Annotated in this window: 9 protein-coding genes and 3 pseudogenes; 9 read left to right on the plus strand and 3 right to left on the minus strand. The window is 68.5% G+C overall.

The window, feature by feature from the left end; translation table 11 throughout:
• The 8 genes and pseudogenes from ACLQ2U_RS20690 to ACLQ2U_RS20725 form a co-directional block, all read left to right on the plus strand.
• On the plus strand, positions 1–181 hold a 181-nt coding region (locus ACLQ2U_RS20690; RefSeq protein WP_425752359.1), incomplete at its 5' end, for an inorganic diphosphatase.
• 160 nt (positions 182–341) lie between these two features.
• Entirely contained in the window at positions 342–1,466 is a 1,125-nt protein-coding gene (locus tag ACLQ2U_RS20695) for a fatty acid desaturase family protein (protein ID WP_425752360.1), read from the plus strand.
• Positions 1,467–1,772: 306 nt separating this feature from the next.
• Positions 1,773–2,263, plus strand: a pseudogene (locus ACLQ2U_RS20700) (IS6 family transposase); the annotation flags it as partial.
• A 177-nt stretch (positions 2,264–2,440) separates the two neighbouring features.
• Complete coding sequence (locus ACLQ2U_RS20705; RefSeq protein WP_425752361.1) at positions 2,441–2,680, plus strand: hypothetical protein; 240 nt, start codon at positions 2,441–2,443, stop codon at positions 2,678–2,680.
• Positions 2,681–2,738: 58 nt separating this feature from the next.
• Positions 2,739–2,966 (plus strand): hypothetical protein, encoded by a 228-nt coding sequence (locus ACLQ2U_RS20710; RefSeq protein WP_425752362.1) that lies wholly within the window; start codon positions 2,739–2,741, stop codon positions 2,964–2,966.
• Positions 2,967–3,379: 413 nt separating this feature from the next.
• A complete protein-coding gene (locus tag ACLQ2U_RS20715; protein WP_425752363.1) occupies positions 3,380–3,877 on the plus strand; it encodes a CHRD domain-containing protein in 498 nt (165 codons plus the stop codon).
• Between the two features lie 195 nt (positions 3,878–4,072).
• On the plus strand, positions 4,073–4,282 hold the full coding sequence (locus ACLQ2U_RS20720) for a DUF1918 domain-containing protein (protein WP_425752364.1): 210 nt from the start codon (positions 4,073–4,075) through the stop codon (positions 4,280–4,282).
• A gap of 326 nt (positions 4,283–4,608) precedes the next feature.
• Positions 4,609–4,734 (plus strand): annotated as a pseudogene (locus ACLQ2U_RS20725) (IS3 family transposase); the annotation flags it as partial.
• 261 nt (positions 4,735–4,995) lie between these two features.
• Here ACLQ2U_RS20725 and ACLQ2U_RS20730 read toward each other — a convergent pair.
• Positions 4,996–5,802 (minus strand): annotated as a pseudogene (locus ACLQ2U_RS20730) (IS3 family transposase); the annotation flags it as partial.
• Here ACLQ2U_RS20730 and ACLQ2U_RS20735 point away from each other — a divergent pair.
• Entirely contained in the window at positions 5,731–8,556 is a 2,826-nt protein-coding gene (locus ACLQ2U_RS20735; protein WP_425752365.1) for an ATP-binding protein, read from the plus strand. The pseudogene ACLQ2U_RS20730 and the gene ACLQ2U_RS20735 sit on opposite strands and share 72 nt — an antisense overlap.
• A gap of 112 nt (positions 8,557–8,668) precedes the next feature.
• Here the strand turns inward: ACLQ2U_RS20735 and ACLQ2U_RS20740 are convergent, their stop codons facing one another.
• Together ACLQ2U_RS20740 and ACLQ2U_RS20745 are read right to left on the minus strand one after the other, a co-directional pair.
• Positions 8,669–13,378: an AAA family ATPase gene (locus ACLQ2U_RS20740; RefSeq protein WP_425752366.1), complete on the minus strand. Its 4,710-nt coding sequence runs from the start codon at positions 13,376–13,378 to the stop codon at positions 8,669–8,671.
• Positions 13,375–13,806 carry a CU044_2847 family protein gene (locus ACLQ2U_RS20745; RefSeq protein WP_425752367.1) on the minus strand — a complete coding sequence of 144 codons (432 nt, stop codon included), beginning with the start codon at positions 13,804–13,806 and terminating at the stop codon, positions 13,375–13,377. Before ACLQ2U_RS20745 ends, ACLQ2U_RS20740 begins: the two co-directional genes overlap by 4 nt.
• Positions 13,807–14,048: the final 242 nt, after the last annotated feature.

Consider the following 14,048-nt stretch of genomic DNA (forward strand, 5'->3'; position numbering starts at 1 on the left):
CATCACGGATCTGGAACACTTCCACAAGCTGGAGATCCAACACTTCTTCCAGGTGTACAAGGACCTGGAGCCGGGCAGAAGCGTCGACGTCGAACGCGGGATCTGGGCCGATCGGACGGAAGCCGAGGCGGAGATCAGACGCTCACAGGAACGCGCCCGCCAGCCGACCTCTGCCAGATGACCACGCCAGGCCGAGCCCCGGAGCCCTCGTCCGCATACTCGCCGTCCGGCCGGGCGTTTGGTCGCGTCGTTCAGATCTGCGACGGGTGGCGGAGTAGGCTGAGGGAAGCGTTTGCTCCAGACCCCGGCGGCGTGCTGAGCGTCGATTACCGGGAGGATTCGTGAGCAGCATCGATTCGACCATCGCGCAGGCGCGGCCAGGGTCGCAGCGCCGTCGCGGCAGCGATTATGCCGAGCTGTTGACCCGGGTGCGGCAGGCAGGCCTGCTCGACCTGCGCCCGACCTACTACACGATCAAGATCGCAATCAACGCCGCGTTGGTTGTCGCCGGCTGGACGGTCTTCGTGCTGCTGGGGGACTCGTGGTGGCAACTGGTCACCGCGGCGTTCCTGGCCGTGGTCTTCACCCAGACCGGGTTCCTCGGCCACGACGCCGGCCACCGGCAGATCTTCCGATCCCGACGCGCCAACCAGCTGGTCGGGCTGTTGCACGGCAACCTGGCGATCGGGCTGGCCTTCGGCTGGTGGGTCGACAAACACCACCGCCACCACGCCCACCCCAACCAGGAGGGCCTCGACCCCGATATCTCGGGCGAAACCATCGTGTTCACAGGCACACAGGCCCGTGCGCGGCGCGGTGCTGGACGGCTGCTCGCCCGCTACCAGGGCCTCCTGTTCTTTCCGATGCTGCTGCTCGAGGCCGTCTCCCTCCACGTGGCCAGCGTCCGGGCGCTGTCGCGGTCCACGTATCGTGAGCGTGGCAGGGAGGCGCTGTTGCTCGGGCTGCACGCCGCCGCGTACCTCACCGCGGTCGTTGCGGTGTTATCCCCGCTGCGGGCGTTGGTCTTCGTCGTCGTTCAGCAGGGCCTTTTCGGGGCGTACCTGGGATGTGCCTTCGCTCCCAACCACAAGGGCATGCCGATCCTCGCGGAAGACGACGACACGGACTTTCTTCGCCGCCAGGTCCTCACCTCCCGCAACGTCCGTGGCAGCTGGCTGATCGACTTCCTGCTCGGCGGCCTGAACCACCAGATCGAACACCACCTGTTCCCCAGCATGCCCCGCGCTTCACTACGCCACGCCCGGCCCATCGTCCGCGCCTACTGCCTCGAGCACGGCCTGCCCTACGTCGAGACCACCCTCCTCGACTCCTACCGGCAAGCGCTGCACCACCTGCACAGCGTGGGTCGCAGCGGACAACCGGTTCGAGAACCCGAACCGGCCGACGTACCCGACGCCGGCCTCGTCGCAGCCAACGGCCGCCATGCCCGCCAACGGAAACGGTGACAACCATGCCCGATCGCGTCGGTAGCCTTCGACAGCCGGCTCGCCGCGCTGCCGTGCCGGCATGGGCCTCCCATTGCTCACCGCACCCGAGTTGCCGGACCAGCTGGCGTTGCTGCACCCCTGTACCGGCCGATGATGGGGAGCGGATTGGGAGCAGCGGGTGCACTGAACGGCGCCGAACTGCACCGAACAGCACTCAACTGCTCTGTTGCGTTGAGCGTTGGCGTGATCGAGGCAGACTTGATCGGTGAAGTCGTTGGTTCGTCCTCGCTCGCGGCTGCCACCGAAGTCGGCGTTCGCTGGCTTCCGGTTCCCAATCGAGGTGATCGTCGTCGCGGTGCGGGGGAGACCTACGTAAGGTCAACGGAGTCTGGCGGTACGCGTACCGGGCGGTCGACCAGTACGGGCAGGTCATCGATGTGCTGGTCTCGGCGCGTCGGGACGCCGGCGCGGCGCGGAGGTTCTTCCGCCGGGCGCTATCGGCGTTGAAGGTGACACCCAGCGAGGTGGTCACCGACGCCGCCGCGGTCTACCCCGCTGTCCTCGACGAGCTGATCCCGTCGGCACGGCACCACGTCGAGCAGTACGCCAATAATCCGACCGAGGCTGATCACAGCCAGCTCAAACACCGGCTGAGACCGATGCGTGGGCTGCGAACGGGGGAGACAGCACAGGTGATCATCGCCGGACATGCCTTCATGCAGAACCTTCGGCGCGGCCACTACGAACTCGCGGTCGACGCCCCGCCGACAACGCGGGTCGCCGCTGCGTTCACCGAACTCGCCCAAGCAATCTGACCGCGGACCCTGCGCGGGTTCATCCGTCCACCGGTTCCACAAACGCAACGGCGCCAGCAGCGGACCGCGACGACGATCACCTCGGACGGGAAGCGAAAGCCGGCGAACGCCGACTTCGGCGGCTGCCACGAGCGAGAACGAGTCGACGCCTTCACACAGCTCAAGTCTGCCTCGATCTTGCCGACGCTCAACGCAACAGAGCCGCAGCCGAAGCTGCCGCAGCGCGGCCCGGGGGAGTGGGCGCAGCAAGGCGGCCAGCAGGGCCCTGTCGGCGGGCTGGAATCGGACGCGTTGGTCGCCGAGTTGGCGCTGCAGCACGGCGATCTGGTGGCGCAGGATGAGGACCTCGGTGTCCTTGTCGTGATCGCTGCGGGCAGCAGCCGCAGCAGCGCGAACACGTTGGCCACACCGAGGTAGGCCAGTCGCAGCAGCACGAGGCGGCATCATCCCGTAGTCACCGACACCGATCGGTCAGGTGACAAGCCGAACCAGCCGTGATCGGTCGCCAGGTACCGACGAGTTCGCCCTGAGCAGGGCGGATGGCATTCTCGGCAGGCACAGGGTCGCCGGGCCGTTCGCCGAGCCGGCCCGGCGGTTGCTGGCGGCCCGTGCCGATTACGTCGAGCGGATGCTGGGCGACTTCGACCGGCTCGTCGGCGGGGTGCGCCGCATAACAAGGGACTGGGTCGTCACCCACGGCTAACCGCACCCCGGAAACCTGATCCGGAGCACCGTCGGTCTGCGGCTCATCGACCGGGACACCGTGCAGATCGCGCCACCGGAACGGGACCTGTGGATGGTCGCCGGCGACACCGACGAGGTACTGCTACGCCCGGGCCACCGGCCGGCCGGTCAATGCCGCCGGTCTGGCCCTCTACCGGCTGTGGTGGAACCTCGCCGACATCGCCTGCTTCATCGACGAGTTTCGCCGGCCGCACGGCCCCACCGAGGACAGCACCGCGTCGTGGACATATCTAAACGGCATCCTCGCGGGTTGAACCCGGGCCGCCGCTGACGCGTGTACCCGAAGGGAGACCGCGTGTCTACAGAAGGGGGCACAATGTCATGACAGGACGGGCACGGAGATTCGCGATCGCGGCCGCGGTCAGCGTCGTGGTGGCGGGCACCGCCACGGGGAGCGCGGCCCTCGCCGATCCGGACGGCACAACCGGGAACACCCTGCACGAGCAACTCACCGGCTACAACGAGACGCCGCTCGCGCTGTCGACGAGCGGCGACGGTCAATTCCGGGTACAGATCGACGAGGGGCGACAGCAGATTTCGTACGAGCTGAGCTACACGGGTCTCGAGGGCACCGTGACCCAGGCGCACATCCATGTGGGCAGTCCGTCGCAGTCCGGTGGGATCAGCGTCTTCCTCTGCTCGAACCTCGGCAACGGCCCGGCGGGCACCCAGGCCTGCCCACCCGCGCCGGCCACGATCTCGGGGACCCTCCGGCCCGCCGACGTCATCGGTCCCGTCGGGCAGGGCATCGCGACGGAAGAGTTCGCCGAACTCATCACCGCGATCCGCGCCGGCAGCACCTACGTCAACGTCCACAGCACCAAGTATCCGGGCGGCGAGATCAGGTCCCAACTAGGACACCACCACTGACCGTGTCATCCCGAGGGTGGTGGCCAGCGAACGCAGCCGGCCACCACCCGCTCGTACGAGTTCGACGTTGACGGGCGCGTCCGAAGCGGCCAGCCTGGGTGAAGCGGAGCGCGCGGTGTCCGGCGGCCTCGGGAAGGTCGCAGGAAGGCCGAGCCACCGGCAGACCGGCGACGACGGACCGCGAGGGAGGGCACCATGAAGGCCAACGTCGGCGACCGGCTCATCGTGGAGGGCACCCGGGTGGGTCAGACGCGGCGGGTCGGCGAGATCATCGCGATACGGCATGAGGACGGCACTCCGCCGTACGTCGTGCGCTGGCTCGACGGACACGAGGGTCTCTTCTTCCCGGGGTCCGATTCCCGAGTCGAAGCGGCGCCGGACGGAGCGCCCCAGCACGGCGGGTAACGACGCGTTCGAGGTTCGCAAAGCACCGATGGTGGGGGAGCACGTTGGGAGCAACGAGGTGCGCTGAACGGCGCTGAACTGCATTCAACGGCACTGAACCACACTCAACGGCACCCGCACCCACCTGCGGCTCCACATTTCCGCAGGTCGGGGTGAGTGCAGCGTCCCGCTTCACACGCAGTACTCAACGGCGCTGAACGGACTTCAACGGCGCTCTATCTCGCCTGGTAGGGAAGGGTGCACGGGTCAGGGCGGTAACGAACTGGTAGGCGGGCTGGGCCCTGTGCTGGGAGCAGATTGGGTGCACGCCACCGAAGTGGTCACCGCTAGTCAAAAAGGTCTTTACCGCCGATGCTCCAAACGCCGTGTGGCTGACCGACATCACCGAACACCCCACCGGCGAGGGCAAGCTCTACGTCTGCGCGATCAAGGACGTGTACTCCGGCCGGATCAACCCCGCGAGTCAACCAAACCCGGGGCAGTCCCGACTCGCGTTGACGGTGCCGACGGCCGCCTAGCCGGCACGGCCGGGAGCAGATTGATCGGTGTCTGTCCGTCTCTGTAGCTCGCCGTCCGGGGCGCCGAAGCGGGCCCCGTTGGCTGAGACTGCGACCCCGCTGTCGGCGCGTTGACCAGGGCTTCGTGCGCGGTGACCTCTTCGGCGGCTTCGAAGGTGTCACCGCCATTTGCGCGTGCCTTCTGGCGCGGTCACGGCGCCACAGGCCCATGTCGAGTGCGTCCAGGACGAGGGTGGTGTGTTTGGTGGTGGCCGCGGACCAGCCCATGATCGCCCTCGAGTAGACATCGACGACGAACGCCACGTAGACCACGCCGGCGAACGTGCTCACGTGGGTGAAGTCCGCGACCCAGCATCGGTTCGGGGCAATGGCGGTGAAGTCCCGCTGCACCAGATCCTGCGCTCGCTCATGCCCGGCGTCGGCGATGGTGGTGCGGATCTTCTTGGCCCGCACCACGCCGGCCAGGCCCGCCTGCCGCATGAGCCGCTCGACCGTGCAGCGGGCCACCGGATTGCCGTCACGGCGCAGCTGCGCCCACACCTTGCGGGCCCCGTAGACGCCGTAATTGGCCTGATGCACCCGCCGGATCTCGGCGAGGATCTCGCTGTCACGCACCGCCCGCGCCGACGGTGGCATGACTTTGGCCTTGTAGCAGGTGCTGGCGGCGATCTTCATGCCGTGACCGGTCAGGACACGGCAGATCGGCTCGACCCCGCCGAACAGCTCCTTGTGCGCGTCGATGAACGCGCCGGGCGCGGACCAGCGCGACCAGGTGGGGTTGCGTCCCGCCGGGCGGCGGCGCATCCCACTCAGCCTGACTGGAAGGCGATAGTTCGGTGGTCGGGTGGTCGGTAGAATCCGCGCAAGGTCAACCTTGGGAAGGTCACCTTGTCGTCCGACCCCAGCAGACACCAGTCGCCAACGGCCGGTGTGTGGGACTCGAGAAGGCTGTTCCTCGCCGGTCGTGAGGCTGAGTGTGGACAGATAGCTCGGCTTATGCATGCCGCGCACCGCAGCCGCGGCAGCATGTTGGTGCTGTCAGGCGAAGCGGGGATCGGCAAGAGTGCGATCTGCAACTGGGCGTTGGCTGACGCGGAGACGGCCGGTCTGCCAGTGCTCTCGATAAGTGGCGTCGAGGCCGAGGCGAACCTTCCCTTTGCGGGGCTCGTTGAGCTCTTCGCGACCGAGCTCGATCATCTGGACGCGTTACCCGAACCGCAGGCAGTGGCGTTGAAGGCGGCACTCGCACGGCGTGCGGCGCCGCAGGGACATCGGTTGGCGATCGGTGCGGCGGTGATGAGCCTGCTGGCGGTCGTAGCTGAGCGAGCTCCGTTGCTCGTGGTCGTTGACGACGCGCAATGGGTCGACGCGGCCTCCACGGAGGCGCTGCTCTTTGCCGCACGCCGCCTTCGAAGAGAAGCAGTGGCCTTTCTCGTAGCCACTCTGCCCGGGTCGCAGTTCGATCAGGCCCGCCGGGCCGGTATCGATCGGCTCGAGCTCTCAGGCCTCCCGGAATCCGCTGCGTTTGCACTGCTGCGGGCCGCCCACGGCAATGTGTCGCCACGGGTGGCCAAGCTGATAACGGAGAGCACTGAGGGCAATCCACTGGCCCTGCTCGAGATCCCGCGCCTGTTGAGCGGCGACCAGTTGGCCGGCCGGCGACCCATCGAAGGGCCGCTGCCTGTGGGACCGACGCTGGAACACGCATTTCTGCTGCGAGTGTCCGGGCTGGCAGAGTCTACGCGTAAGGGGCTCCTGGTGGCAGCGGCGAGCGGCGCAAGGCGGCTGCAGCCCGTGATCGACGCACTCCGCGACCTTGGGTTGCCACCGAGCGCTCTCGATGCCGCCGAGCGAGCGAACCTGATCTCAGTCAGCGGCGGAACATTTAGCTTCCGTCATCCTCTGCTGCGCTCGGCGATATATCACAGCGCCCTGGGTCCGGAACGGCGCGCCGCGCACACAGCGCTCGGACGGGTTGTGCCCGGGGAACTGGGCGTGTGGCACCTGGCCCAGGCCACGGTCGGCGAGGATGAGGCGGTTGCCCGACAGGTGGAGCAGATCGGTATGGATGCGCGGCGCCGCGGGGCACCGGCCGCGGCTGCGTCGGCGCTCGAACGGGCGGCCCGGCTGTCTCCACACTTACAGCGGCGCGTCGCCCGCCTTACCGAGGCGGCGCGCGCCTATTACACCGCCGGTCAGCCAAACGAGGCAATGCAGATGCTCGACGAGGCATTCAGCGACTGCCAGAGCGTGATAGCACGCGCGGACATTCAGCATCTGCGGGGCCGGATCCTGGTCATGCGAGGCCACGCGGACGTGGCGGATCGGATGCTGGCCAAGGAGGCGGAGCTGGTCCGTGAGGTAGATCCAGCACGGTGCGCGGCGATGCTGTCCCAGGCCTCCCTTGACCGTCTCTCGGTCGGTGACATTCGCGACGCGCTCGAGACGGCGCGCAAGGCGAGCGCGGTCGCCCCGCTCGGCGCACCCGCGGTCAAGGCCGTCGCGGACGCCATGTTGGCGACCGCCCTGATCCTCAACGGCAAACGCCCGCAGGCCCAGGAACTGCTGACCGCCTCGCTGGCCGTGCTGGGCGGCGCCGATCCGTTGACCGAGGCTGCGGAGCTCATTACTCACGCCGCCCACTGCTTCTCCTGGCTCGAACGGTACGACATCTCCGCGGCACTGTTAGATCGGCTGATCTCCTCGGCGCGCCGCGCCAGCGCCCCAGCCACCCTGCCGTGGCCGCTCACCTGCAGGGCAGAGCTCGATTTCCGGCTTGGTCGGTGGGCGGTGGCTGCCGCGGAGGCCGAAGAGGCATTGTTGCTGAGCAACGAGTTGGGCCAGGACGTCATCTCCTCGTTCGCTCTTGACTGCCTCACCCGACTCGACGCCGTGGCCGGACACGAACACCGCGCCCGTACGAACGCCGCCCGCGCGCTCACCTTGATAGGGCGATGCCACATCGAGCCGGGTCGCACATACATCCATTCTTCCCTTGGACTGTTGGAACTCGGCCTTGGCCACATCGAGCCAGCGATCCAGCACCTTGACACCGCGCGCGCCCTTTCCGAGCTGCACGGGCTAGGTGAGCCGGGCGTTGTTCCGTGGCACGCAGATCACATCGAGGCACTCGTGCGAGCTGGCCGCCACGCCGATGCACGAACCGCGATAGACGAGTTTGCAAACCAGGCCGACCAGGCCGGTAGCCGTTGGGCCCTTGGCACCGCTGCCCGCTGCCGGGCCCTGCTCGCCGAGGAGGCCGAAGCCGAAGCAGCCTTCGCTGTGGCGCTTGAGCATCTCGGTGACCTTCCCGCGCCCTTCGAGGTCGCCCGCACCCATCTGTGCCATGGCGAGCGCCTGCGACGCGAGGGCCGCCGGACCGAAGCACGGCACGCGCTACGGCAGGCAATCGAGGGCTTCGCGCAACTGGGGGCTCACCCCTGGCTTCGGCGTGCCGAAAGCGAGCTGCATGCCACGGGTGCGGCGCCGCGACGTCGACGTGACCGCGTCGGAGAAAGCCTGACGGCCCAGGAACTACAGGTGGCACTTGCGGTCGCAAACGGCGCAACCAACCGTGAGGCAGCAGCTGAGCTTTTCCTATCGCCAAAGACCATCGAGTTCCACCTCATGCATATCTACCGCAAGCTTGGCGTCCGGACACGGAGCCAACTAGCCGGCCTAGCCGCCGAACGCGGCTGGCTCAGCCGATCGAGTCGATCTGCGCAGTCGACTGTTCCATCACAATCGGCCGACTGACTCGCGGGCTACGGACATCCAGACGTGGAAGCTAGGCAGATCCCCGACGCCCGGGACCCCGCGGGTGGGCACCTGACTGCTGCACATGGCTAGCGAAGTGGCTCAGGCGTGTTCATAGTCGACTCAGCGCGAGGATCCGCCGGACCTCGCCGCTGCCGGCCAGTCGATGTACCGCGTTGGCGTACGCAAGTACGTCGGCCAAAACATCGGCTCGGCTGCGCAGGGGCCCGGCCAGCCAGCGGTCGAGCACGTTCCAGCACTGGGCCGCAGACAGCTCGGGCCACCGGTTTTGCAGCACGCGTCCCCACAGTGCCCCCCGGTCGGCAGGGTCGTTGAGCCGGCTGTGCACGTAGTCGAGCCAGTTCGGCAGGAGGGCCGCCGGGGTCAGCGCGCCGACCTCGGTGAGTGCGGCCTCCCGAGCGCCAATATATTGCTCCCCATCGATGTACTGCATCGCCTCGTACGCCTTGGTCATCTCGCCGCGCATGGCGAATCCGGTGATGACACCCGCATAGAACCAGCCGCGGGTCGTGGCCGAACGCACCTGCCGTCCGATGGCCGAGATGCGGTGCAGCTCATCAGTGTCCAGCACGGGGGTGTACGCGAGGACGTTGTGTGCCCAGTCATCGAGCCGTTCGTGGCCGTCGGGCTCGATGTACCAGGAGTGCCGGCGTAGCACGCCGTCGAGGTAGCCGTCCTCGAACAGCAGCGGCTTGAGGCTCGGCCAGGCGCATGGGGAGAGCATGCGCATGAAGAATGGCAACCAGTCGCCATCCATCCGCATCAGCCATGGACACTCCCGGGGTAACCCCTCCAACTCCATCTCGCGGGCGCGCCCCGCCGAGGCGTCCCGCAGTGACCGGAGCCCGTCGGCGATCTCGGCGACGATGTCCGCGTGGGCCTGTGGCTGGGGTATGTGTGTGCCGGCGGCGAGTAGAGTGAGCGCCGCCCACGGGTCGGACTGGGTAGCGGCCAGTGCCCGTAGTGCAGGCAGGTCGCCCGGGTCGAGGCCGCCTGCCGCCTCGAAGGCCAGGGCGACAACGGTACGAGTCAGCCGCGCGGTATCGCGAGGGGAGAGGCCGGGTTCGTCTGTGGCGCCGTGGTCGTCAGCTGGCCTCTCGCCGGTCACCTCCGCGCGCAGCGCCGGGGACTGCATCAGCAACTGCTCAATCGGCTCGCGCTGGTCGTCGTCGGCCAGCATTGCGGCGATGAGCGCCCACAACGACCCGCGGTCGGCGGGCCGACGTCGGTACGCGCGGAGGTTGCTGTACCGCTGCCACGGGACACCGCGGTAGATACCATCCTCCCACCACGGCGCCCCGTAGTTGGTGGTTCCGGGACCTGGGTACCGGTCGGGCTCGTCGTGGCTGCTCGGTGTGAAGTCCGTGAGCAGAGCCGGTAGCAACGAGCGCAGCTGGGACGGCAGTCGCTCGTCGGCGCTCTCGTAAACCAGGTCCAGCGCCCGGGCAGCGGCGTCTCGATCGAACGCAGCGAGCCGGGCCAGCGCCGCGGGGCTGTAGCCGGGACCAGAGGTCACCTTGTTGCCGCGGTCGGACATTGCCAAGGCATGCTCTGTCTGCCCCCGGCTCAGACCGGGGCCGAGGACTTTCAGCCACCGCTCGCTGTCCGTGAAGCGCCGATCCGCCATCGCCTCCAGCAGGCGATCGGCGAACCCGGCTTCGGCCAGGGCAGGCGCCACCGTTTCCACGCAGTTCAAGTCTAGATCGGACAGCACCCGCGGATCCGCGAACGCCTCGGCCGCGGCTCGGTCGCGATCCTCGGTGGCCAGGACGGGTAGCAACTGCAGGAGGCACACGGCTCGCTCGCTGCCGTCAAGCTTCTCGCGTACCCAGTCCGCGGCAAGCGGTGCCAGCCTGGCCGGGACGATGCTCATCAGCCCCGAGTAATGCAGGCCCGGGCCCAGATCGTACACGGCCCTGCCGGAGAGATCACCCCACCGACGCGATGCTTCCCGGTCGGCGAACACCCAGGCGAGCACGTAATCCAGCAGGTCATCGTGCAGCCAGGGCGCGGCGGCGACGAGGGACCGGCTGTGCAGCATCCCACCCCCGTGCCACTCGTCCAGGAACGGCGCTCGGCGCGTGATCTCGCCTTGCAGCGCGTGGATCAACCGTTGCGTGGGCATGTCCCCGGTCCGGGTTTCACCCCGGTGCCACAACTCCTCTGCGAGCTGCCGAGGCACTCGGCGGGTCAGGTGCGACGCGGCGTACACCAAGCCCTGCCCATGGGGATTGATCAGCTCCAGCGCCGCTGCCAACGCTTGGCGCGCCATAGGCGCGGGCAGAGCCGGTATCAGCTCGGCCAGCACCCACACCCGAACCATGTCGCGGCAGCGATGGTCCTGCGGCAGCCAACCCGCCGCTTCGACAGCCTCGTCCGGTAATCCGAGGTCGAGCAGCCGGCGAGCCCACGCCCCGCTGGCCCAGGCCAGGTCCTCCGAGTAGGCCGCCTTTAGTGACTCGAGGATCTGACGCAGCGCGCTCAGCTCCCGGTAGTCCAAGTGGGCGGCCAGCGCGACCACCCCCTCGGCGCGACCACCGTCACTGACTAGGCCGGCCACGTAGGCCAGCGCCCGGCTGGGCCGCCACAGCCCGTACCGCACCAGCTCTCCGACGAGTCGGGGGCTGATCCCACCCTGCAGCGCAGACTGTTCACCGGCGAGCGACGCCGCGCCGCAGATCTGCTCCGGCAGATAGGGCGGCGCGCGGCCGGCATCGACCGCCGCTGCGTTGACCGCGCGCGCGTACGCCAGGACCCGCGAAGCGTCCCTCCGATAGCCGTCGACGCCGTCGTCGTTCTGGTCCTGCACCTGCCGCCACTTCGGATGCACCAGTCGGTAGGCACTCGCCATCGGCAGCGCCGTGGCGACTCCGTCTACCGCACTTGTGGGCAGCAGGTGCGCCGACGCGTGGCGAACCAGATAGGTCGGCACGATGCTGGGGAGCAGTCGGCCGCCGACAACCTCGTCGAGCACCCGTTCGGCCCACTCGACATAGGCCCCGGCGTAGCTCTCGTACTCGTCATTCTCACGCAGCCACTCGCGGCGTGCCTCGGCAATCAGCGGGTGTGCCAGGACCACCGAATCTCGCTCCGGCCCGGAAAGAAGGAACCGGTCCAGCAGGTTCAGCGCATGGTGCAAACGTTCGGCGTCCACGTCGCTGCCCACACGGGCGAGCAGAGGCCGCAGTTGAGCTCTCGGTAGTGGTCCCTCGGCGAGCGCGAGAAGGTTGAGCAGCCGTAGCGCGCTCTTGATCCGCTTGGCATCACGACGGTCCCACTGTCGGCGTTGCTCGGTCAGCCAACGCGCCAGATACCCGGCGATGCCGACCCGTACCGTCCCGGACTCCTCCGGCCATCGCGCCGGCAGAGCCGCCGGCTGCTCGGCCAGGTCGCGCAGGTACAGGGCGGTGGTCACTGGCTCCCCGTCGGTCAGTCGATGGAGCCGTGCGGCCAGCTCCGCGTTGCCATCAGCGGTGCCTCGCACCTGGTCGATCAGGACGGCGGTCGCCTCGGGGCGCAGCGGTCCCAGCACCGTCGAGGTGCACCGGCCGATGTCCAGGTCGAGCAGGTCCATCCAGTGCCGGGCGGTGGGCCGCTGCCTGGTGTGACGGGCGGAGAGGACGACCCGGACCCGCTCGCCCAGACGGCGTGGGAGGTGCTGGGGGCCAGGCTCCCAGTCGCCGGCCTCGTCCAGCGCGTCGATCACCACCAGCAGTGTCGATCCGTCGGGCGCGGATGCCGCGAGCAGGGCGTTCAAGTGGTCGCGGCACGCCGCCGCGCTCGCCATCCGGTCGTACGGCACTCCGTGCAACCGGGCCACGCGGTGTAGCAGCGAGCGAAAGACGTCCTGCGCGCTCGTTGCTTCGTACCGTCCGCTGATCGGCACGAATATGACGTGCAGACCGGATACCGGCTGCTCGGCCAGCGCCGCAACCCACCGGGCCAGCAGTGTGCTCTTGCCGGCTCCGGCCCCGCCGGAGATCAGGTGGTACTGAGGGGCTTGCGGTTCGCTCAGCCACTCTTGCAAGGCGGCTAGTTCCGCGTCGCGGCCGGCGAAGGGCAGCGGCCCAGCCAATCCGTACAGATGGCTGTCGAGGAAGTTGGCCACTACCGACCAGCCGGGTGCGCCCGGATCGCCGGTGAGCCGGGCGACGGCGTCGGCGGCCGGCTCCGAGCCCAATTCGGGCCAGCGGCGCAGCACTTCTCCTGCCGGCACCGCGTAGATGGCACCGCCGACGGCGATGCCTGGGTCGTTCCTTTCCGACTGCATCCACCGCAACACACCGATTGCGGGATGTGAGCCGGGGAACGCTGCCAGCACGGGTCCGCCGCTGAACCCGTGCGGCCTTAGGCGCGCAGCGACTTCCGGTGAGTAGAGCCGCATCACCGGCTGCCCGGTGCCGATGGTTGTGCTCGACACGCGGATTTCCGCCGATATCACCTGGGGGTCGAGCAGAGAGGGATTATCGGTGGGCCAGCCGATGACGTCAACCGTGGTGAAGCGAGCGGGCGACAGGCCGGTGTCCAGGCCGACGATCGACCAGCCGGCCGGAATCGGGGTGGCCGGGTCGACGGCGAGCAGGGCCACGTCGAGGCGCGGGTCATGGTCGAGGTAGTGGGCGAGCAGGCTGACGTCGCTGCTGAGGACGACGTCGACGTCCGGGTACCGCAGTCGGTCCAGGTCGCTGCGCGCGGCGAGGCAGTGCCAGCAGGTGATCAGCCGGTCGTGGGCGACCGCGAAGGCGGTGCCGAGCCAACTTCCGTCCGGGCCGCGTAGGCGTCCGACCGCACGGGGGCTCATGTCTTCTGCTCCGCATCGGCAGCGCCGGACGGCCCGCCCGCTTCCTCGCCGGATGCCGGTGCCCGGGCGGGCGACCGCCGGGTCCACGTCAACGATGCCTGGAATGCCGCCGCGCTCTTCGCCTTGGCGATGATGACGCCGGACTCCGCCTCCAGGTTGAGTGCCAATTCGACACTGATCTGCGACAGCTCCCACGCCCCTTGCGGCGCCTGAGCCATCCGCAGTTCCAGGGCGCGACGCAGTTGTTCGCCCACGGCACCGATCGCGGCCCCCAACTCCGCAGCGCGATCGCTGAATCGCTCCACAAGATCGGCCGGCCCGAGGTGCCCGAGGAACCTTGGATCGGGCACCACCTCGACGTGTACCGGAGCCCCGACATCGTTGTCCGGCTCGCCGCTGGTTGCGTGGTTGCCCTCCGACCCGTCCACGACGTACTCCCTGGACCGCCCGCCACGGGCCCTTAGGAGCCACGTGAGTTTGGCGACAGCGTAGGGCGGAGGGGAATGCGTCGGATATCGATCTGTCGGAGGGTGGACAGGGACTCAGTCTGAAGGAGGCAAAACGGGCGGCGGGTTGTGCTTGCATGCGAAGCCGCACGCTCACCACGTCGGTAGGTGCGGAGGGGGACGTCCGGGATCTGCCCCGGACCGAGGTCGCACATGACGTCGCC

Source organism: Micromonospora sp. DT47, from assembly GCF_049844475.1.
In the GTDB taxonomy this organism is placed as follows: domain Bacteria; phylum Actinomycetota; class Actinomycetes; order Mycobacteriales; family Micromonosporaceae; genus Micromonospora.